The organism is Leisingera sp. ABM4_103, assembly GCF_056158685.1.
This window is the reverse complement of record NZ_JBSWTU010000005.1, coordinates 182,752-203,625: the sequence shown is the minus strand read 5'-3', so window position 1 is coordinate 203,625 and position 20,874 is coordinate 182,752. Positions and strand designations below refer to the sequence as shown.

22 protein-coding genes are annotated in these 20,874 nt (G+C 63.1%); 19 read left to right on the top strand and 3 right to left on the bottom strand.

The features are described from left to right. Positions 1 to 34: 34 nt before the first annotated feature. Positions 35 to 508 carry a hypothetical protein gene (locus tag ACXAED_RS02660; protein WP_475046681.1) on the top strand — a complete coding sequence of 158 codons (474 nt, stop codon included), beginning with the start codon at positions 35 to 37 and terminating at the stop codon, positions 506 to 508. A gap of 12 nt (positions 509 to 520) precedes the next feature. Here ACXAED_RS02660 and ACXAED_RS02655 read toward each other — a convergent pair whose 3' ends face one another. The 3 genes from ACXAED_RS02655 to ACXAED_RS02645 are packed head-to-tail and all read right to left on the bottom strand — an operon-like array spanning position 521 to position 3,399. After that, complete coding sequence (locus ACXAED_RS02655) at positions 521 to 1,147, bottom strand: TadE/TadG family type IV pilus assembly protein (RefSeq protein ID WP_475046680.1); 627 nt, start codon at positions 1,145 to 1,147, stop codon at positions 521 to 523. 6 nt (positions 1,148 to 1,153) lie between these two features. Further along, entirely contained in the window at positions 1,154 to 1,690 is a 537-nt protein-coding gene (locus ACXAED_RS02650) for a TadE/TadG family type IV pilus assembly protein (protein WP_475046678.1), read from the bottom strand. Continuing rightward, the gene (locus ACXAED_RS02645; RefSeq protein ID WP_475046676.1) at positions 1,687 to 3,399 is read right to left on the bottom strand and encodes a pilus assembly protein TadG-related protein; all 1,713 of its coding nucleotides are present in this window, start codon (positions 3,397 to 3,399) and stop codon (positions 1,687 to 1,689) included. Before ACXAED_RS02645 ends, ACXAED_RS02650 begins: the two co-directional genes overlap by 4 nt. A 348-nt stretch (positions 3,400 to 3,747) precedes the next feature. On the opposite strand from ACXAED_RS02645, the gene ACXAED_RS02640 reads away from it, so the two are divergent. The 18 genes from ACXAED_RS02640 (at position 3,748) to ribD (ending at position 20,786) form a co-directional block, all read left to right on the top strand. Next, entirely contained in the window at positions 3,748 to 5,178 is a 1,431-nt protein-coding gene (locus tag ACXAED_RS02640) for a Glu/Leu/Phe/Val family dehydrogenase (RefSeq protein ID WP_475046675.1), read from the top strand. Between the two features lie 284 nt (positions 5,179 to 5,462). Continuing rightward, positions 5,463 to 6,716 (top strand): sarcosine oxidase subunit beta family protein, encoded by a 1,254-nt coding sequence (locus ACXAED_RS02635; RefSeq protein WP_475046673.1) that lies wholly within the window; start codon positions 5,463 to 5,465, stop codon positions 6,714 to 6,716. A 66-nt stretch (positions 6,717 to 6,782) separates the two neighbouring features. Further along, complete coding sequence (locus ACXAED_RS02630) at positions 6,783 to 7,052, top strand: sarcosine oxidase subunit delta (protein WP_475046671.1); 270 nt, start codon at positions 6,783 to 6,785, stop codon at positions 7,050 to 7,052. Continuing rightward, positions 7,049 to 9,994 (top strand): sarcosine oxidase subunit alpha family protein, encoded by a 2,946-nt coding sequence (locus ACXAED_RS02625; protein WP_475046669.1) that lies wholly within the window; start codon positions 7,049 to 7,051, stop codon positions 9,992 to 9,994. The genes ACXAED_RS02630 and ACXAED_RS02625 overlap by 4 nt, the downstream gene beginning before the upstream one ends. Continuing rightward, on the top strand, positions 9,987 to 10,532 hold the full coding sequence (locus tag ACXAED_RS02620; RefSeq protein WP_475046667.1) for a sarcosine oxidase subunit gamma: 546 nt from the start codon (positions 9,987 to 9,989) through the stop codon (positions 10,530 to 10,532). Before ACXAED_RS02625 ends, ACXAED_RS02620 begins: the two co-directional genes overlap by 8 nt. Positions 10,533 to 10,569: 37 nt before the next feature. Then, a complete protein-coding gene (locus ACXAED_RS02615) occupies positions 10,570 to 10,908 on the top strand; it encodes a hypothetical protein (RefSeq protein WP_475046666.1) in 339 nt (112 codons plus the stop codon). A gap of 1 nt (position 10,909) precedes the next feature. Further along, the gene (dnaG, locus tag ACXAED_RS02610; protein ID WP_475046664.1) at positions 10,910 to 12,901 is read left to right on the top strand and encodes a DNA primase; all 1,992 of its coding nucleotides are present in this window, start codon (positions 10,910 to 10,912) and stop codon (positions 12,899 to 12,901) included. Between the two features lie 132 nt (positions 12,902 to 13,033). Next, on the top strand, positions 13,034 to 15,022 hold the full coding sequence (rpoD, locus tag ACXAED_RS02605; RefSeq protein WP_475046663.1) for an RNA polymerase sigma factor RpoD: 1,989 nt from the start codon (positions 13,034 to 13,036) through the stop codon (positions 15,020 to 15,022). 84 nt (positions 15,023 to 15,106) lie between these two features. Further along, positions 15,107 to 15,718: a hypothetical protein gene (locus tag ACXAED_RS02600; RefSeq protein ID WP_475046661.1), complete on the top strand. Its 612-nt coding sequence runs from the start codon at positions 15,107 to 15,109 to the stop codon at positions 15,716 to 15,718. Between the two features lie 33 nt (positions 15,719 to 15,751). Continuing rightward, positions 15,752 to 16,180 carry a thiol-disulfide oxidoreductase DCC family protein gene (locus ACXAED_RS02595; RefSeq protein WP_475046659.1) on the top strand — a complete coding sequence of 143 codons (429 nt, stop codon included), beginning with the start codon at positions 15,752 to 15,754 and terminating at the stop codon, positions 16,178 to 16,180. Continuing rightward, a complete protein-coding gene (locus ACXAED_RS02590; protein WP_475046657.1) occupies positions 16,177 to 16,722 on the top strand; it encodes a DUF4166 domain-containing protein in 546 nt (181 codons plus the stop codon). Before ACXAED_RS02595 ends, ACXAED_RS02590 begins: the two co-directional genes overlap by 4 nt. 83 nt (positions 16,723 to 16,805) lie before the next feature. Further along, on the top strand, positions 16,806 to 17,102 hold the full coding sequence (locus ACXAED_RS02585) for a hypothetical protein (protein WP_475046656.1): 297 nt from the start codon (positions 16,806 to 16,808) through the stop codon (positions 17,100 to 17,102). Positions 17,103 to 17,208: 106 nt separating this feature from the next. Then, positions 17,209 to 17,610, top strand: coding sequence for a hypothetical protein (locus tag ACXAED_RS02580; protein ID WP_475046654.1), 402 nt, complete (start codon positions 17,209 to 17,211; stop codon positions 17,608 to 17,610). A gap of 127 nt (positions 17,611 to 17,737) precedes the next feature. Next, positions 17,738 to 18,148 (top strand): hypothetical protein, encoded by a 411-nt coding sequence (locus tag ACXAED_RS02575; protein ID WP_475046652.1) that lies wholly within the window; start codon positions 17,738 to 17,740, stop codon positions 18,146 to 18,148. A 47-nt stretch (positions 18,149 to 18,195) separates the two neighbouring features. Continuing rightward, complete coding sequence (locus ACXAED_RS02570) at positions 18,196 to 18,621, top strand: hypothetical protein (RefSeq protein ID WP_475046650.1); 426 nt, start codon at positions 18,196 to 18,198, stop codon at positions 18,619 to 18,621. Between the two features lie 60 nt (positions 18,622 to 18,681). After that, on the top strand, positions 18,682 to 19,098 hold the full coding sequence (locus tag ACXAED_RS02565; RefSeq protein ID WP_475046648.1) for a secondary thiamine-phosphate synthase enzyme YjbQ: 417 nt from the start codon (positions 18,682 to 18,684) through the stop codon (positions 19,096 to 19,098). A 123-nt stretch (positions 19,099 to 19,221) separates the two neighbouring features. Beyond that, on the top strand, positions 19,222 to 19,689 hold the full coding sequence (gene nrdR, locus ACXAED_RS02560; RefSeq protein WP_027236911.1) for a transcriptional regulator NrdR: 468 nt from the start codon (positions 19,222 to 19,224) through the stop codon (positions 19,687 to 19,689). After that, positions 19,689 to 20,786 carry a bifunctional diaminohydroxyphosphoribosylaminopyrimidine deaminase/5-amino-6-(5-phosphoribosylamino)uracil reductase RibD gene (gene ribD, locus ACXAED_RS02555; RefSeq protein WP_475046646.1) on the top strand — a complete coding sequence of 366 codons (1,098 nt, stop codon included), beginning with the start codon at positions 19,689 to 19,691 and terminating at the stop codon, positions 20,784 to 20,786. Before nrdR ends, ribD begins: the two co-directional genes overlap by 1 nt. Positions 20,787 to 20,874 lie beyond the last annotated feature (88 nt).

Genomic DNA, 20,874 nt, shown 5'->3' with positions numbered 1-20,874 from the left:
TTTATGCCCGGCGGAGCAGTAAGGGGAGCAGCTGATGAGCAACGAGATCCTGGCCACAATCGAGGCTTCTGGAGCGCGCCGGGTGATGGGAACAGCGATGCTGGGCCTGACCGGCGCTCTGCTGGTCTATGTGGCTTTTTACGCGCCGCCGTCGCCGGCCTGGCTGGTGTTCCTGCTTGCGGTGGGGGCTGCGGCGCTGTGGCTGGCGGTGCGGATGTGGCAGGCCACGGTGCACCGGATCGAGCTGACCGCCGAGGAGCTGCGCTGCTCTGACGGGCAGGTGATCGCCAGGGTGGAGGATATCGAAGCCATCGACCGCGGTTTTTTTGCCTTCAAGCCGTCAAACGGCTTTCTGATCCGCACCGGCACGCCCGGAGACAGAACCTGGATGCCAGGGCTGTGGTGGCGGTCCGGCCGCCGGATCGGCATTGGCGGTGTGACGCCCGGATCGCAGGGCAAGGCGATGTCGGAAATCCTGGCCGCGATGCTGGTTCAGCGCGGCGAGTAAACGCAGGCTGGCTCAGTCGGTGCCTTCGCCGCCATCATCATGGCTGCCGGTGCCTGTTGCGCTGCCTTCGAAGGCAACCAGGGGCGCGAAGCGCGGCCGGGTAAAGATGAAGTTGTCCAGGTTCAGCGTCGGCAGGCCGATATTGAAAGCGGGGTCCATCTCGTTGAAAGTCTCGACCAGAATGACCCGCTCCTGATCCGGCATGTCCGGCAGCTTGGCAGAAACCGTGTTGATGGTGGCGTCTGTCCAGGTGGTGTTGGCGGTGCCGCGCACCTCTGACCAGTCCACATAATACTTGTCATCGCCATCGTCCCAGCGCACCACGGAAACACGCAGGCCCAGCTGAGAATCCTGCCGGATCAGCAGCTTGGTCATCTCGTACATGCTGTCGAGGTAGGCGTCGTTGATCGCGGTGGTCTCGCGCGAGATCAGGTCGGAAACGGTGTAGGCCGCCTTGAGGTTGACACCGTCGCGGCGGAAGGCGTCAAAGAAAGTGTAGATGGCGGCGAACAGGCCCAGAAGCAGGGGCGCGTAAAAGACAAATTCGACCGAGACATTGCCTTCCGTGCTGCGCAGGAAAGTGCGCAGGCGGCGGGGCAGGGCGGTTCCGGGTATTTTCCGTGTCAGGGCTGTCAGCATAGCGTCTTACCTCGGTTCCTGAACAAATGCGGAGGTTGCAATCAGGCTGATCCGGCCGTCGCCGTCCTTGTACAGGCTTTCGCCCAAACCCCAGGTCGGGAAGACCGGGTTGAATTTCATGCAGGCGCGGACCAGCATCAGCTCGTTCGATTTGCCGTGTTCAAATGTGCGCACAGGTTTGGGATCTTCGATGCTGTTCACACAGTCCGGGTCCGGGTCGACCGGTGACCAGTTGAATGGGTCCACTTGCACCATCTCCAGCCGGAGCGATGTGGCGCAGTTTTCGATGAACCCCGAAAGATCGCAGATCTCGTCGCGAACCTGCGCGTGGCTTTTGTTGGCGCCGGTGTTCAGGCGGATGTCGCGGACCGTCTGGTCCAGCGCGCGTTCCAGCTGCGAATGGCGCAGGTTGATGAGGCCCAGCTCAACCGTTGACATCAGGATCATGATGAAGGCCGGGATGACGATGGCGAATTCCACGGTGGCGTTGCCATCTTCGCGCGCCCGGAAGCGGCGCAGGCTTTGTGCGGTGCGTCGGATCATTGGGTCAGCCTCAGCTGGCGAATGGAGGTTGCAATCGAGGCGAAGGCGTCGGAGATTTCCAGCCCGTCCACGTCGAAGTAGTGGGAGTCGGAGCTGGCGCAGTCCTGCAGCACCGCCACGCCGTTGGAGGGCGCCTCAAAGCCGATGGTATAGACGATGATGCCCTGGTCCTTGGCCGCCTGGCAAATGCTGCGCGTGCGGGCATTCTTGGTGGAGTTGCCGTAGTAGTCGTAGACACCGTAGTACCAAGCTGACTTGGCGGAGCTGGTGCCCATCCAATCGCCATAGAGGCTGTAGTAGAGGTACTTTAGCGACGTATAGGCAAACAGATCGCTGTAGCTGAGTTGCTGGGGAACTCCATTTTCTTCAACCCAGTCGCAGCCGCCGTAACAGTCGTAAAACCATTCAGCGCTGTCGCCTTCGCCCGCACCCAACGGATGGCTTGCCCATTTCGCTCCATGCGGCAAGTGCCAGTAGTAGCGGTCATTGGCCGCATCATGGGTCGAGTAGATTTCCAGCTCACGGCCGCCTTTCCCTTGCAAGGTGGTAATCCAAGTGCCCGAGTAACCTTCGCGGTGATCGTTCTCGACATAATACTGCGAGGTATTCTGCCCGTCAGTCATCAGCACGATGACCTTGACGGTATCCGCATCGGTATACTCTGACGGACGCGCTGAGAAATCGTTGGGGACGGTTGCGCCAGCGCCGGTTGTGAGTGCATTGATCACCGGGCGTGCGGAGGGGTCAAGCAGGGTAGTGCCCCATTTCATCCCGATATCAATGGAGGTATTCCCGCCGCCCCAAAGGTTGTCGATGAAACCCTTCAAGACCGTTGCGTCTTTTTGAAACGGAAGAATCTCCCGGCTCGGATCGTCCTCGCAAACCGGGGTGCTGACCAGCCGCGGCGTGCTGTAGTAGGTGCGGTTGTCCCTGCTCCTGCTGTCCCAAGGGGTGAAATGCATAGTGCCTTCCAGAGCCGCCGCTGGTGACAGGGAGGTCGTTAGGAAGTCCGAAGCCGAGAAATTGGCGCAGCGCGAGTAGATCGTGTCGCCGGGAGTCGAGATGTTATACTGCTCGTACAGCTCCTCAGGCAGCGAGACCTGAGTGGCGTAAGGCACGATCGACATCGACATTTTACCGTCAGTGGTATTGGCCACCATGGTGTCGACAAAATCCTTGGCGGCGATCTTGAGGTTGGTCAGGCGGCTGTTGGATCTCATCGAACCGGAAACATCCAGCACCAGCGAGATTTCAACCCCGTCAATGCTCTCCTCCGCGCGGGAGGTCGCGTAAAGCGGCATTTCATCGATTCCGGCAAACCCCAGCAGATGTGTGGGGAAGGAGGTGTCGATCGTTGCCTGCACCTTCTTGAAGCCAATCCCGGCTTCCCACCAGGGCGCCTGATAATAGTCTTCCAGACCGGATTTCGAGAGGTAGTCCAGGACCACCGCGTCGGGCGTCTTGGTCTGGTCCAGGTCCGCGGCCGCGAGGGAGGCGCGGTCCAGCGTGTATTGCAGAATGGTGCGGTCGCGCTCCATCCGCATCAGGTCAACCCCGATACCGCCAACCGCAAGCATGGCAAGGAAGGTGCCGATCATTGGCTTTGCCAGCACCCCGTCCTCTTCTTGCAGGAAGCTTTGAACCTTGGACAGGCAGCGCACCATGAGCGGACTGCTCAGCGCTGTTGAGTTCTTGTGACGCATACTCATCTAAACACCCCCAGGATACCCCGGCCGGCTTTGGAACAGGTCAGCACGGCTTTGGCAGCGGAATTTACACTTATTAATGCTTGGTAAAGGTGGCGGAATTGGGGCGCCATTTTGCCGAAATAGCAAAGATTGTAATGGATTGGAGGTTCAATCTTGCGCGGTTTCGGCGCGTTGTCGCGGCGGTGCGGACAATGGCCCTGCTTCAAGCTGCGAATCGTTAACCTTTGGCTAAAATGCGATTCTTTTGGGCAGGGAATGGTCAAAAAGGTCGCACTCCTTAATCTTCTCTGCATAGAGTGAGGGCACCATCGGCAGCGAGTCGATGTTTGAGCACGGAGAAGTTTTTAGATGAGCAGCCGCACAGAGCCGAGCTTCCGCGAAAGCGTGGACCTGATGTTTAACCGGGCCGTATCCCTGATGGATCTGCCGCCGGGGCTGGAGGAGAAGATACGAGTTTGCAACGCGACCTATACGGTGCGGTTCGGGGTGCGCCTGCGCGGCGCCATGCATACCTTTACCGGCTACCGTTCGGTCCATTCAGAACATATGGAACCCGTGAAGGGCGGCATCCGCTATGCCACCGGTGTGAACCAGGATGAGGTCGAAGCGCTGGCGGCGCTGATGACCTACAAATGCGCCCTGGTTGAGGCGCCGTTCGGCGGCTCCAAGGGGGGCTTGTGCATCGACCCGCGCGAGTATGACGAGCATGAGCTGGAGCTGATCACCCGCCGTTTTGCCTATGAACTGGCAAAGCGCGACCTGATCAACCCGTCCCAGAACGTGCCTGCGCCCGACATGGGCACCGGCGAGCGCGAGATGGCCTGGATTGCAGACCAGTACGCGCGGATGAACACCACCGACATCAACGCCAAGGCCTGCGTCACCGGCAAGCCGCTGAATGCCGGCGGCATTTCCGGCCGGGTCGAGGCCACGGGGCGCGGGGTGCAATATGCCCTGCGCGAGTTCTTCCGCTACGAAGAGGACAAGGCTGCCGCCGGCCTGTCCGGCAAGCTGGAAGGCAAGCGCATCATCGTTCAGGGCCTCGGCAACGTGGGCTTTCACGCGGCCAAGTTCCTGGCCGAGGAAGACGGCTCGCTGATCACCGGCATCATCGAGCGCGATGGCGGGCTCTATAGTGCCGACGGCCTGGACGTGGAGGCGGTGCGCAACTGGATCGTCAAGCATGATGGTGTGGCCGGTTATCCCGACGCCCAGTTTGTCGAAAACGGCTCGCTGCTGCTGGAGGAAGAATGCGACGTTCTGATCCCGGCCGCGCTGGAAGGGGTGATCAATCTGGAAAACGCCGAGCGCGTCAAGGCACCGCTGATCATCGAGGCCGCGAATGGCCCGGTGACCGCCGGCGCGGATGAGGTCCTGCGCAAGAAGGGCACGGTGATCATCCCGGATATGTATGCCAACGCAGGCGGTGTGACGGTTTCCTATTTCGAGTGGGTCAAGAACCTCAGCCATATCCGCTTTGGGCGGATGCAGCGCCGTCAGGAAGAAGCGCGCCACCAGCTGGTCATCGACGAGCTGCAGCGGCTGGATGACGTGATGGGAGATACCTGGTCAATGTCGCCGAACTTCAAAGACAAGTACCTGCGCGGCGCGGACGAACTGGAGCTGGTGCGTTCCGGCCTCGATGACACCATGCGGGTGGCTTATCAGTCGATGCGGGAAGTCTGGCACAGCCGCGATGATGTGACGGACCTGCGCACCGCCGCCTATCTGGTGTCGATCGACAAAGTCGCCAAGAGCTATCACGCTAAGGGGCTTTGACGGGCCGCACGAGCGGACCGCAGAGCCAACAAACAGCACCGGGGCGGAGGGGAAACTCTCCGCCCCGTTCTTTTTGCCGTCGGCACCATATACGTCATCAACGGTCGCAATTAATACTAGACACAAGTGATCAGTTCGTGTGATTTCCAGCAGAGCCGTGCTGATGTGCCGCAAATCGAGCGTTTGGGCTAGGAGCAGCAAGCGAAAGCAGGTAGCAATGCCGCAAGGCCCGGGCTGGTAATTTTCCCGGTGCGGACAAGTGATTTGACGGGGGGAGAGACGACATGCGGTTTTCGGGCTGGCGTGTGCTCCGGGAGGGGCTCACCGGAAACAAGGGGTGGGCACCCCATTGGCGGGACCCTGAGCCCAAATCCGAATATGACGTGGTAATCATTGGCGGCGGCGGCCACGGGCTGGCAACGGCCTATTACCTGGCCAGGGAACACGGCATCACCAATGTCGCGGTGCTGGAAAAGGGCTACCTCGGCGGCGGCAACGTGGGCCGCAACACCACCATCGTGCGGGCCAATTATTACCTGCCGGGCAACTCCGAGTTCTATTCCCATTCGCTGAAGCTGTGGGAAACCATGGAGCAGGATCTGAACTACAACGCGATGATGTCCCAGCGCGGCATCATCAACCTGTTCCACAATGACGGCCAGCGCGATGCGGCGGTGCGCCGGGGCAATTCCATCGTCAACCAGGGCGATGATGCGGAACTGCTGAGCCGTGAGCAGGTGCGCGATCTGGCGCCTTTCCTCAACTTCGACAACAACCGCTTTCCGATCATGGGCGGGCTGATGCAGCGCCGGGCCGGGACCGCGCGGCATGACGCGGTGGCCTGGGGTTATGCCCGCGGGGCTGACATGCGCGGCGTTGATCTGATCCAGAACTGCGAAGTGACCGGCATTGACGTCGAAAACGGCAAGGTCGTGGGTGTGCAGACCGCGCGCGGCCCGATCCGTGCCAAGAAAGTGGCGCTGGCTGCGGCGGGCCGTTCCGGCCAAGTGGCGGCGATGGCGGGGCTTACTCTGCCTATCGAAAGCCATGTGCTGCAGGCCTTTGTCTCCGAAGGGCTGAAGCCCATCGTCGACCACGTGATCACCTTTGCCGAGGGGCATCTGTACATCAGCCAGTCGGACAAGGGCGGGCTGGTGTTCGGCAGCTACCTGGATTTCTACAGCTCCTATGCGGCACGGGGGAACCTGCCGATGGTGGAGCACACGATGGAAACCTTCGTGGCGATGGTGCCGGCGGTCAGCAAGGCGCGGCTGCTGCGCAGCTGGGGCGGCATCATGGACATGACCCCGGACGGCTCCCCGATCATCGACCATTCGCCGATCGACGGCCTCTATCTGAACTGCGGCTGGTGTTACGGCGGGTTCAAGGCGACGCCGGGCTCGGGCAGCGTTTACGCCCATCTGATCGCCACGGACCGCCCGCATGGGGCGGCCACGAAATTCAAGCTCGACCGCTTCCGCAGCGGCATTGGCCTGATGGACGAGGAGGGGACCGGTGCGCAGCATAACCTGCACTAAGCGTTTGGAGCGCGCCGGGTTTGCCTCCGGCGGGAGTATTTTCAGAAAGATGAAAGGGCGCCGGTCATGAGAATTACCTGTCCGCTCTGCGGTGAGAGGGACCGCCGCGAATTCTATTACAAAGGTGCCGCGCTGGTGCGCCCGGCCGAAGGCGCGGATCTGGACGCCTGGCATGAATATGTGAACCTGCGGGAGAACCCGGCCGGGCCGCTGGACGAGCTTTGGTATCACGAGATGGGCTGCAATTCCTGGCTGAAGGTGACCCGCGATACCGCGACCCACGAGATTTTGGCTGTTGAACTGGCCTCCGGGGCCGGGCTGGGAGGTGAGAAATGAGACTTCCCGGAAAAGGGCTGAACCAAGGGGCGAAGCCGATCACCTTTGCCTTCAACGGGCGCCACATGATGGGGCTGGAGGGTGATACGCTGGCCTCAGCGCTGCTGGCCAATGATGTGCACCTGGTGGGGCGGTCGTTCAAGTACCACCGCCCGCGCGGGGTGCTGACCGCGGGCAGCGAGGAGCCGAACGCGCTGGTAACAATCGGCACCGGCGGCCAGCAGGACCCGAATGTGCGCGCGACCCAGCAGGAGGTATTCGAGGGGCTGGAGGCGCGCAGCCAGAATTGCTGGCCCTCGGTCGAGCGCGACGTGATGGCGTTGAACGATCTGGCGGCGCCGTTCTTTGGCGCGGGCTTTTATTACAAGACCTTCATGTGGCCCGCGGCTTTCTGGGAGAAGGTCTATGAGCCGCTGATCCGCAATGCGGCGGGGCTGGGCGCCTTGTCCGGCGAGGCGGATCAGGACCGGTATGAGAAGGCCTTTGCCTTCTGCGACGTGCTGGTGATCGGATCCGGACCTGCGGGTCTGATGGCGGCGCTGACGGCAGGCAGGGCCGGAGCGGATGTGATCCTGGCCGAAGAAGACAGCCGCATGGGCGGCCGCCTGCTGGCGGAGCGCGAGGAGATTGGCGGCAAACCGGGCCACGAGTGGGCGGCAGAGGTGCTGGCAGAGCTAGAGTCGATGGACAATGTGCGGCTGATGATCCGCACCGCCGTCACCGGCGCTTATGACCAGGGCACTTACGGCGCGCTGGAGCGGGTCTCGCACCACTTGCCGCGCCGCCATTCGCTGAAGGGCAGCCATCTGCCGCGCGAATGTTTCTGGCGGATCGCGGCCAAGCACGCGGTGCTGGCGGCGGGCGCTATCGAACGTCCGGTGGCCTTCCGCAACAACGACCGGCCCGGCATCATGATGGCGGGCGCTGTGCGCGCCTATCTGAACCGCTGGGGTGTTGCGCCTGGGGAGCGGGTGACGGTCTTTGCAAACAACGATCAGGCCCACCGCACCGCGCGCGACCTGCATGACGCGGGCGTGCACATCGCGGCGGTGATCGACAGCCGCCATGACGCGCCCGACAGCGGTCCCTATCAGGTGATCCGCGGCGCGCAGGTTTGCGACAGCGCAGGCCGTCAGCGGATCGAAAGCATCACCGTACGCTCGGTTAAGGGCGAGGAGAAGATCCAGACCGACTGCCTGGCGATGTCCGGCGGCTGGAACCCTTCGGTGCATCTGACCTGCCATCTGAACAGCCGTCCTGCGTGGAACCGCGAGGCGCTGGCCTTTGTGCCCGCCGAGGGCGCAGTGCCGGGCATGGTCGCCGCAGGGGCCTGTAACGGCACCTTCTCCACAGCAGGCGCATTGCGCGAAGGCGCGGAGGCTGCTGGCAAGGTGCTGGAAGCGCTCGGCCTGAAGTCCGCCGCCGCCGATCTGCCGCAGGCGGAGGACGGTCCCTATCGTATCGCCGCGCTGTGGGCGGTGCCGGGCAGGGGCCGCGCCTGGCTCGACTTCCAGAACGACGTGACCGTGAAGGATGTGAAGCAGGCGGCGGTGGAGAACTTCCGCTCTGTCGAGCACATGAAGCGTTACACCACCCAAGGCATGGCGACTGATCAGGGCAAGAACTCCAACGTAGCGGCGCTGGCGGTGCTGGCGGATGCCACCGGGCGGACAATTCCGGAAACCGGCACCACCACCTTCCGTCCGCCGTTTGTGCCGGTGTCCATCGGCGCGATGGGCGCAGGGGCCACGGACGAGGGGTTCAAGCCGCAGCGCTTTCTGACCTCGCACGCCGAGAGCGAGGCGCGCGGCGCGCATCAGCTGGAGGTCGGACTGTGGTACCGCGCGGCCTATTACCCGAAGCAGGGCGAGACCAATTGGCGCCAGTCCTGCGACCGCGAGGTCACCCTGGTGCGCAAGGCGGTGGGGATCTGCGATGTCTCCACCCTGGGCAAGATCGACATTCAGGGTGCGGATGCGGGCAAGTTCCTGGATTTCCTCTACACCAACACCTTCAGCACGCTGAAGGTGGGCAAGGTCCGCTATGGGCTGATGCTGCGCGAGGATGGCTTTGTCATGGACGACGGCACCACCGCGCGGCTGGGCGAGACCCATTTCGTGATGACCACCACCACCGCTGCCGCAGGGCAGGTGATGGCGCATATGGAGTTCGTTTCCCAGGTTCTCCACCCGGAATGGGACGTGCGCTTTACCTCGGTGACCGAGCAGTGGGCGCAGTTTGCTGTCGCCGGGCCGAAGTCTCAGGAACTGCTGAATGGCCTCGTGGATGAGGACGTCAGCAGCGAAACCTGGCCCTTCATGGGCTGCGGCGAGGCCACCGTTCTGGGCGTCAAGGGGCGCCTGTTCCGGATCTCTTTCTCGGGCGAGCATGCCTATGAGTTGGCGGTGCCTGCGCGCTATGGCGAGAGCCTGTACCGTGAGCTCTTGAAGCGGGCCGAGGCGCTGGGCGGCGGCGCCTATGGCATGGAGGCGCTGAATGTTTTGCGGATCGAGAAGGGCCTGATTACCCACGCCGAGATCAACGGCACCGTGACCGCCTTTGACCTGGGCTTGCAGGGGATGATGTCCAAGAAGAAGGATTTCCTGGGCAAAGCGATGTCCGCCCGCGAAGGCCTGGTGGCCGAGGACCGGATGCGTCTGGTGGGCCTCAAGCCTGTGGGTGCGGCCAAGGAAATCACCGCAGGTGCGCATCTGTTCACGCCGGGCGATCCGGTCGAGCGGATTTACGACCAGGGCTATGTCACTTCCGCCGGTTATTCGCCGGCGCTGGGACATCCGGTAGGCCTGGCCTTCCTCAAGGAAGGGCCAGACCGCATTGGCGAGACCGTGCGCCTGGTCGACCATATGCGCGGCGTTGATACCCTGTGCGAGGTCGTTTCCCCTGTGTTCATTGACCCGGAAGGAGAACGTGCCCGTGGCTGACTTGATTGCAAAAAGCCCCTGTGAGGGGCTGCTGCCTGCAACCATCGGCGGTATGAGCCTGACTGAGGAACAGCCTGGTGCGATGTGGGCCGTGGCGCCCTTCGACGGCCAGAAGCAGGCGCTGAGCCAAGCGCTGGAGGCGGCCCATGGAATGGCGTTTCCGGCAGCAAACCGCGCCACCGGCAAGGCAGGCAGGCGGGCTGTCTGGTTCGGCCGGGACGTGGCGCTGCTGATGGGGCTTGCGCCCGACGCCGGGCTGGCAAAGCACGCCGCCCTGACGGACCAAAGCGATGCCTGGGCCGTGGTCAAGCTGGACGGCGCGGGCGCAGAGGATGTGCTGGCGCGGCTGGTTCCGGTGGACTTGCGCGGGTCAGTCTTCAAGCGCGGCCATACCGTTCGGACGGAACTCAAGCACATGATGGCCTCGGTGACCCGTACCGGCCCGCAGGCGTTTCAGATTATGGTGTTCCGCTCGATGGCGAAGACGCTTGTGCATGATTTGAAAACAGCCATGGAAGCCGTCGCGGCTCGGGGGTAATCTTCGGGGATCACCAACTGATTCCCGGAGCGCATCTATGATCCGCATCGCCCTTGCAGCCGCCTTGCTGGCGGCTCCGGCCTATGCTTCTGAAAGCAAAGAACAAAGCTGCAAATACCAGGGCCAGGTTATGGCCGCAGTGCAGCAGGCGCGGCTGGACCGGGTGAAGCAGCAAGAAGTGGAACAGGTGATTCTGGGCAGCAATCCGGAATGGCCTGAGGCCTATTCCAAAGCGATCCCGCAGCTGACAAGCCATGTCTACGCGATGAAGCGGCGCGACCTGAAAGGCACCGACCTCGGCGCGCTGTTCGAACAGCAGTGCCTGCAGAACTGGGATCAGATTCAGGCGATGCAGAAACAGCTGAAGTCGAACTGATATGTCCCTGCCGCCCGGCTTTCTGGATGAACTGCGTACCCGCATCAGTATTTCTGATGTTGTCGGGCGCAAAGTCATGTGGGACCAGCGCAAGTCGCAGCCTGGCAAAGGCGACTATTGGGGGCCGTGCCCCTTCCACCACGAGAAGACTGCGTCGTTCCACGTGGAGGACCGCAAAGGGTTCTATTACTGCTTCGGCTGCCACGCCAAGGGCGACGCGCTGAAGTTTGTTCAGGAAACCGAGAACGTCGGTTTCATGGAGGCGGTGGAGATCCTGGCGGGCGAAGCGGGTATGGAGATGCCCAAGCGCGACCCGCGCGCTCAGGAAAAACAGGACCGCCGGGCTCTGCTCGCAGATGTGATGGAGCAGGCGGTGCAGTTCTTCCGCTTGCAGTTGAAAACCAATACCGCCCGGGATGCCCGCGCCTATCTGCAGCGCCGCGGACTCACAGCGCAGGCGCTGGACCGCTGGGAAATCGGCTTTGCCCCCGATGGCTGGCAGAACCTGTGGGACGCGCTGCGCGGCAAGAACGTTCCCGAAGACCTGATCATCGGCGCAGGCCTGGCCAAGCCTTCGACTAAGGGCGGCAAGCCGTATGACACCTTCCGCAACCGGATCATGTTCCCGATCCGCGATGCGCGGGGCCGGGCGATTGCCTTTGGCGGCCGGGCGATGGACCCGAACGACAACGCCAAGTACCTGAACTCGCCCGAGACCGAACTGTTCGACAAGGGCCGCAGCCTTTACAACCACGGCCCCGCACGGGCGGCTTCCGGACGGGGCTCCACACTGGTTGTGGCCGAAGGCTATATGGATGTGATCGCGCTGGCGGAGGGGGGCTTCCAATCCTCCGTGGCGCCGCTGGGCACTGCGATCACCGAAAATCAGCTGCAGATGCTGTGGCGGATGTCGGATGAGCCGGTCATCGCGCTGGACGGCGATACAGCGGGCCTCCGCGCCGCCATGCGGCTGATCGACCTGGCGCTGCCGCTCTTGGAAGCCGGCAAGTCCTTGCGCTTTGCTATCATGCCCGAGGGTAAGGACCCCGACGACATGATCCGCAGTGAGGGACCAGAGGCGGTGCAGGCGGTGCTGGATCAAGCCATGCCGATGGTCAAGCTGCTGTGGCAGCGCGAGACCGAGGGCAAGGTTTTCGACAGCCCGGAGCGCAAGGCGGCGCTCGACAAAAGCCTGCGCGAGAAGATCAAGCTGATCCGCGACCCGTCGATCCGCAAGCATTACGGCGAAGACGTCAAGGAAATGCGCTGGCAGCTGTTCCGCGGGGGACGCGACAGCGGAGGTTTCCAGCAGCGCAGCGGCAAGGGCGGCGGTTTCCGGGATGGTTCCCGGGCGCCCTGGAAGCCCGGCAAGGGCTTTGGCCCGATCCCGCAGCCGCGTGCAACCACCCGGGCCTCGCTGGTGGCAGGCGCCGATGATGAATCCTTTGCGGCGATGCGGGAGGCAGTGATCCTGGCCACGGCCATCACAACGCCTGCGGTGATCCCGGAATTTGAGACCAGTCTGGAGCGTTTGCAATGCGCCGATCCGGACTTGGCGGCGCTGCGCGATATGGTGCTGCGCCACGGCATCGACGCGCCTGACCGCCTGCGCGAGGAAATCGACTGGGCTTTGGGGCCTCATGCCCTTGAAAACCTGTTTGGCCTTCGCCACGTTGCAATCATCCCCTGCCTGCGCAAACCCGGCGACACCGAACTGGCCGGCATGACCCTGGCCGAGGAGCTCGCAAAACTCGAAGCGCGGCGCGGATTGGATGCGGAACTGGCAGAAGCCGAAGAGGATTTGGACGGTCTGGCGGATGAGGCTTTGACCTGGCGGTTGCGCCAGGCGGCAGAGGCCAGGAACAAGGCCGTGCGCAGCGAAAATGAGGACAAGGCGACATATGACGTGGGCAAGAATGGCGCGCGGCTCAACCGGGATGAGCGCGACGCCTTCGGTGCCCTTTTGGACCGGATCGGCTTTTCTGAGAAGTAACAGACGGACTGATTCTGCGTTTTGCTAAGGAAGAGCACAGGAAAATTGGGTAAACGGGGTGACGAATCGGATGATCGCGCTAATGATTCGCGTGATTCGAAACGCCCCGCAGCCCCTGAGTAGGAGCAATGAATGGCCGCCAAAGACACCGACGACCGCAAACCTGACGATCAGGACGCCGAAATCTCCCTTGATATGAGCCAGGCTCAGGTCAAGAAGATGATCGCGGAAGCCCGCGAGAAAGGCTACATCACCTACGATCAGCTCAATCAGGTTCTGCCGCCGGATCAGGTCAGCTCGGAACAGATCGAAGACGTGATGTCGATGCTCAGCGAGATGGGCATCAACATCATCGAGGACGAAGAGGCCGAGGAAGAAGAAAACAAGGGCACCACCGACCTTGTGACCACCGAAGGCCCGCGTGAGGTTGCGCTGGCAGGCGCCCAGACCGAAAAGCTGGACCGCACCGACGACCCGGTGCGCATGTACCTGCGCGAGATGGGCTCGGTCGAGCTGCTGAGCCGCGAAGGCGAGATCGCGATTGCCAAGCGCATCGAGGCTGGCCGCAACACGATGATCGCGGGCCTGTGCGAAAGCCCGTTGACCTTCCAGGCGATCACCATCTGGCACGACGAACTTCTGTCCGAGGACATTCTCCTGCGCGACGTCATCGACCTGGAGGCCACCTTTGGCAACCAGCTGGACGAGGACGGCGAGGAGGAGACACCGGTGGTCGATCCTTCCGCGGTGCAGGCCGCCGCCAAGCCGGCCAAGGAGGAAGGCCCGGAGCTGGATGCCGACGGCAACCCGATTTCCAGTGACGACGACGACGACGAGGACGAACAGGCCAACATGTCGCTCGCCGCGATGGAGGCCGCGCTAAAGGACCGGGTGCTGACCACACTGGAGCGGATTTCCACCGACTTCGCCGAACTCAGCGAAATGCAGGACAGCCGGATTTCCGCAACCCTCAACGAAGACGGCTCCTTCAGCTCGGAAGACGAGGCGCGCTACCAGTCGCTGCGCTCCGAGATCGTCGAGCTGGTGAACGGGCTGCACCTTCACAACAACCGGATCGAGGCGCTGATCGACCAGCTTTATGGCATCAACCGCCGCGTCATGCAGATCGACAGCTCGATGGTGAAACTGGCCGACCAGGCCCGCATCAACCGCCGCGAGTTCATCGACGCCTACCGGGGCCGCGAGCTGGATCCGAACTGGCTGGCGGAAATGGGCGAAAAGCCCGGCCGCGGCTGGCAGATGTTCATTGAACGCTCCACTGACAAGGTGGAAGAGCTGCGCGCTGACATGGCTCAGGTTGGCCAGTATGTCGGTCTGGACATCTCCGAATTCCGCCGCATCGTGCAGCAGGTGCAGAAGGGTGAGAAAGAAGCCCGCCAGGCCAAGAAGGAAATGGTCGAGGCCAACCTCCGCCTGGTGATCTCGATCGCCAAGAAATACACCAACCGCGGCCTGCAGTTCCTGGACCTGATCCAGGAGGGCAACATCGGTCTGATGAAGGCGGTCGACAAGTTCGAATACCGCCGCGGCTACAAGTTCTCGACCTATGCGACCTGGTGGATCCGCCAGGCCATCACGCGGAGCATCGCGGACCAGGCACGCACCATCCGGATCCCGGTCCACATGATCGAGACCATCAACAAGCTGGTCCGCACCGGCCGCCAGATGCTGCACGAGATCGGCCGCGAGCCGACTCCGGAGGAGCTGGCAGACAAGCTGCAGATGCCGCTGGAGAAGGTCCGCAAGGTGATGAAGATCGCCAAGGAGCCGATCTCGCTCGAAACCCCGATCGGGGACGAGGAAGATTCGCAGCTGGGCGATTTCATCGAGGACAAGAATGCCGTGCTGCCGCTCGACAGCGCCATTCAGGAAAACCTCAAGGAAACCACCACCCGGGTGCTGGCCTCGCTCACCCCGCGCGAGGAGCGGGTCCTGCGGATGCGCTTCGGCATCGGTATGAACACCGACCACACGCTGGAGGAAGTCGGCCAGCAGTTCAGCGTGACCCGCGAACGGATCCGCCAGATTGAGGCGAAGGCGCTCAGGAAACTGAAGCACCCCAGCCGCAGCCGCAAGCTGCGCAGCTTCCTGGATCAGTAAGTTGAGAGGCGCCCTAGTGGGCGCCTTTTTCTTGCCGGATTGACCTGTATTCTGCGTGGCATTTCAGCCTGGGAATTTCAGATCATGTTGTTCAGATTCGTATGTGCCGTATTGGCGGCCAGCACAGTTTCCGCGCGGGCAGAAGCCCCCGATTTCCAGCAGATTCCATTTCTCTCGGAACCCGCCAGTGCTGCTATTCAAAGAGACTATGAGCGGGTTCGCTGCAAGCAGACCTATTTGGTCGCGGTGTCTCCAAACGGCCATTGGGCGTCCCGTTGCAGCGGCAATAAGCTGTCCTCCACAATTACCAGCGCCGTGCTGCAAAAATGCGAGCACAGTGCCGGCCAGCCTTGCGGGCTGGCGATAGCAAAGGGGCGGAATCTGCCTGAATGGCGGGCCGTGCCCTCCGTGGTTTATGCAGACACGGTCAGTCCTGAAACCATCCCATTTGTGGCAGACCTGCGAAGCCGGGATGTGGTTGCCCGCTACACCGCAGCCCGGAGAAACAAGGCTCTGGCATTGAGCCGGAACGGTGCTTGGGCGTATGCGTCCGGGCGGCTGACAATGCGTGAGGCAGAACAGGCCGCGCTTAGAAAATGTGAAGAAAATGATGGTAACAGGAGGCGGTGCTTCTTGTACGCTTCCGGTAGCGAAGTGGTGTTTGGGCCAGATACGGACATCTATCCTGAGCGCTGATCAAAGCTGGAGTAAAATTGGAAAGGCTGTTTGATGCCCGCCGGTGATCCGCGCCAAAACCTCATCGTCTTCGACGGCGAATGCGTGCTGTGTTCCGGCTTCTTCCGATTCATGCTGCGCCATGACCGGGCAGGGCGGTTCGCCTTTGCCACAGCACAATCGCCGCTGGGGCAGCAGCTGTACCGCGAACACGGGCTGCCCGTGGATGAGTTCGAAACCAACCTGGTGATCGTCGATGGCCGCACTCATCAGCGCCTGGATGCCTTTGCCGCGGCGATGCGGGCGCTGCCCTGGCCGTGGCCGGTGCTGTCGCTGTGCCGGTTCCTGCCTGGATGGCTGAAGGATCCCGTCTATTTCAGCATCGCGCGCAACCGCTACCGGCTGTTCGGCCGCTATGACCGCTGCATGATCCCCAGCCCGAAGATCCGCGCCCGCTTTGCCGCCGGGGGCTTCGGGGCATGAGGGACGCCTTCGGCGAGATCATCGCGGCGCACAAGCTTGAGGTGCCGCCAGCCCTGCTGCGGTTCCATGCGCAGCCGCCGGAGCGCAGCCAGGGCCTTGTCACGGTCGAGGGCGGCAACCGCTGGGCGCGGCTGCTGGCCGGGCTGGCCGGCTTCCCGCCGCCGATGCCCCGGACCCGATTCCGGCTGGACGTCGCGCCGCAGGGCAGGAGCCATGTGTGGCAGCGCAGCTTCGGCAAGCACCAGACCCGCTCGCGCCTGCGGTATGATCCGCGAAAGGGGCGCGCCGTGGAGCGCTTCGGGCCAGTGGAGCTGGAGCTGGTGGCCTCGGTGCAGCAAGGCGCGCTGGTGGTAACGGTCGAGAAGGCACGGCTATTTGGCCTGCCGCTGCCCCGGGCCCTGTGCCCGCAAAGTGCGTCGATGGAGTTTGAAACGCCTGAGGGGCATCTGGGCTTCGACATCTCCGCCAGCCTGCCGCGGATCGGCCTGCTGGTGCGCTACCGCGGCCATCTCGAGTTGCCGGAGCTGGACGTGCGCCGTTAACCATTTGCTAACCCTGGCATTGTCCCGCCAAGGGCAGGCGCCTAAAATCGCAGCTGTCGCCTATGGTCTTCCGGGGGAAGGGGATGTCTGCACATACCGATATGAACGAGGCGCTTGCGGCGCTGACGGACAAGCTGAGCTCGCTCAACGATCTGGTGGCGGCCAATCATTTCATGGTCGAGGCGCTGGCGCAGCAGGGGGAAACGCTGCAGCACTTGGACGCCAGCGGTTCCAAGGACATGCTGCGCCGCCAGGCACGGGCCAGGTTCCACCCGGAAACCGGAACTGCGCCCAACGCGGCGGTGCTGGCCATCCTGGAGGAGGTGCTGGGCCGCCAGCCGCAAAGCGCAGAGATCATCCCGTTCCCGGTGCGGGCCTGACGCCAGCCTTCACACATCTGCGAGAGCAGGCGGCGTTGCCCGCAACCGGCACTTGGAGTGCCAGCCGCCAGTCCCTATGTTGGCCGCAGCAAAGGGATAATTCCGGATGAACAACTTCATTTGCGCGCTTGGCCTGGCCTGTCTCGGCGCAGTTCCTGCTGTTGCAGAACCTTTCATTGCTAACCGGGGCGTGCGGGTGCTGCCGGTCGACAGCATCGTCTACGAAGTGGTGCCGGGCAGATCCGGCGGCACTTGGGATTACTGGTGCGCCGCCGCCCAATACGCCCGCCGGGAACTGGGTGCAAACTGGACCGACCGTTTTTACGTTGTGCGCGGACGGGACATGAGCGTCACCACCGGCCGCCGCTCGTCGGTGCAGTTCACCCTGTACCCGGAGCGTGCGGGCGTCATTCCTAAGATCGGCTGGCTGTCGCTTGGCTTCCGCCCGGGTGAGAGCATGTCCGTGCAGCAGGGCTATGGCTATTGCGTGCAGGCGTCGGGCCTGTAACGCAGGCTGCAGGCCTGCCACCGCACGGCAGTGTGACTGGCTTGTGTTCTGAATATTCTTACCCTTGAGAGGGAACCGCCCGGCCGCACGGCCAGGCGGGCAACTTTCAGACCGAAGGGAAGACAGCATGAAACCAGTAACCGCCGCCACAGCCCTTGCCGCGTCCTTGGTGCTGGCGCTCCCCGATGTTTCCGCCGCCAACGCCAGCCGCCACAGCATCCGGGTCAATCCGGTGTCCGACGGCGTGTTCGAAGTCATCGCCCGGACCGGCAACGGCTACCTGTTCTGGTGCGGTGCCGCGGACCATGTCCAGCGTGTGCTGGGGCGGCCTTGGAGCAGCAAGCTGCATGTTTATCGCGGCCTGGGCCCCAGCGAAACAACCGGGCGCCGCTCCGCCGTGCAGTTCACGCTGGACGCCAATCTGGCGGCTGCTGCACCGGCTGACGGCTACAAATCTGTCAACAGCCTGCAACCTGGTGATACAATGAGCGTGGAGAGGGCCCACGAGTATTGCTTCGTTCCGTTTGGCCGGCCCTGAAACCAGATTGATCCGCGGCCTTTCCGGCGGCGGGGAAGGGGATTGAAATGACCTGCAAAAAACTGTGGTTGCCCGGGCTGCTGGCATTGGTTCTTGCTATTCCGGTGCCGGCATCCGCCTGGCGGGCAATCAACCGCAATGAGGTTTTGCCCGTCTCCCAAGGGGTTTGGGAGGTGGTGGCCCGCAGCCGGTCGGGCGCACAGGATTACTGGTGCAGCATCGCCGACTTTGCCATCCGCCAGCTGCGGGCGCCGACGAACCAGCGGATTTACGTCTGGCGCGGGGAGGGGCCTTCGGTCAACCGCCCGGGACGCAAGGCGGTGCAATTCGCCTTTGGCCTGCCGCCGGGTGTGCCGGACCGGTCGGGCAGCCTGACGCTGAATGTGCGCGAAGCGGGCGACAGCCTGCGGGTGACCTCTGCGCAGAACTACTGCTATGACCGGCTGCCCGGCCGCGAGCCCTGGCTGCGCTGACCGGGGAATTTGCGCGGCGCATCAGTTGCCTGCCGGGCCGGTTTCCGCCAAAAATGCCCCATGCATCACGAATTCACCATACCGACGCGCGGGCAGGGCCTTTATGAATTCACCGATGGGGTGCGGTCCTGGGTGGCCGCCAGCGGCCTGCGGGACGGGCTGCTGACCCTGTTCGTCCGCCACACCTCCTGCTCGCTGCTGATCCAGGAAAATGCCGACCCGGAGGTGCAGACCGATCTGCGCGCCTTTTTCGCCAGGCTGGTGCCGCCGTCGAACCATCCCTCGATGTCCTATCTGCGCCACACCTATGAGGGCCCGGACGATATGCCAGCCCATATCAAGGCGGCTATGATGCCGGTAAGCCTGTCGGTCCCGGTGGCGGACGGAGCGCCTGTGCTGGGCACCTGGCAGGGTATTTATCTGTTTGAACACCGCGATGCTTCGCATCAGCGCAGGGTGTCGGCGCACCTGGCGTAAACCTCTTTATCTAGCGGCGGGAAATCAGCTCTACCCAAATTCTGGAGGGTAGCCTATAGTTGTGGATAACCGGGCCGATCCCGGCACTAATAATCAGGCTGACAGGATTGAGGAAGCAGGCGGATGCGCTGCCCATTTTGCGGAAATATCGACACTCAGGTCAAGGATTCACGCCCCGCCGAAGATCATGTTTCGATCCGGAGGCGCCGGTTCTGCCCGGCCTGCGGCGGCCGGTTCACGACCTATGAGCGGGTGCAGCTGCGCGACCTGGTGGTGATCAAGTCCAATGGCAAGCGTGAGGATTTCGACCGCGACAAGCTGGAGCGCTCTATCCGCATCTCAATGCAGAAACGCCCGATTGAGCCTGAACGTATCGACCAGATGATCTCAGGCATTGTGCGGCGGCTGGAAAGCATGGGGGAGACCGACATTCCCTCCAAGAAGATCGGCGAGATCGTGATGGAGGCGCTGGCCCGGATCGACACCGTGGCTTACGTGCGATTTGCCAGTGTTTACAAGAACTTCCAGGCAGCGGATGATTTCGAGGATTTTGTCCACGAGCTGCGCCCGCCGGTGGCGCCGGAAGAATAATGGACACCGATCACCGTTTCATGGCGCTGGCGCTGTCTCTGGGCCGGCGCGGCCAGGGCAACTGCTGGCCAAACCCGGCTGTCGGCTGTGTCATCGTGCAGGGCGACCGCGTGGTCGGGCGCGGCTGGACCAAGCCGGGCGGCCGCCCGCATGCGGAAACCGAAGCGCTGGCGCAGGCTGGTGAAGCCGCCCGCGGCGCCACCGCCTATGTCACTCTTGAACCTTGCGCCCATCAGGGCGAAACCCCGCCTTGCGCCCAGGCGCTGATCAATGCCGGGGTTGCACGGGTTGTGGCTGCGATCGGGGACAGTGATCCGCGGGTCTCCGGCCAGGGCATCCGGATGCTGCGGGATGCCGGTATCAGAGTGGATACAGGCGTTTGGGGCGCGCAGGCGGCGCGCGACCATGCAGGGTTCTTTTTGAAGACCGAACAGGGCCGTCCGCTGGTGACGCTGAAACTGGCCAGCAGCTTTGACGGCCGCATTGCCACCGGATCGGGGCAAAGCAAGTGGATCACCGGGCCGGAGGCACGCCGCGTTGTGCATGCGATGCGCGCCCGCCACGATGCGGTGATGGTCGGCGGCGGTACGGCGCGCGCGGATGATCCCTCGCTGACGGTGCGTGATCTGGGGGTCGAGCAGCAGCCTGTGCGGGTTGTGATCTCGCGCCACCTGGACCTGCCGCTGATGGGCCAGTTGGCACGCACCGCGAAACAGGTGCCGGTTTGGCTTTGCCACGGCCATGGCGCCGACCATGAGCGTATCCAGGCCTGGGAAGGACTGGGCGCCAAGCTGATCCCCTGCGCCTCGCACGGGGTGCAGCTGGATGCGGGCGATGTGCTGCAGCAGCTGGGGCAGGCGGGGCTGACCCGCGTGTTCTGCGAGGGCGGCAGCGCTTTGGCAGCCTCGCTCTTGGCATTTGACCTGGTGGACGAGCTGATCGGTTTCACTGCCGGTCTGGGGATCGGTGCCGAAGGGCTGCCCTCGATCGGCGCCTTGGGTATCGGCCGCCTGGACGAGGCCCCCCGGTTCGAGCTGGTGGAAACCCGCCCGGTCGGACGTGACATCCTGCACCGTTGGACCCGCGCGCTGCGCTGACCTCCTGCTGTCTCTCCTGGCACCCGGGTTCTCCCGCCCGTCGCCGGAGCATGGTCATGCTCCGCTCCCGTTGGGCGTGGCCCGGCGC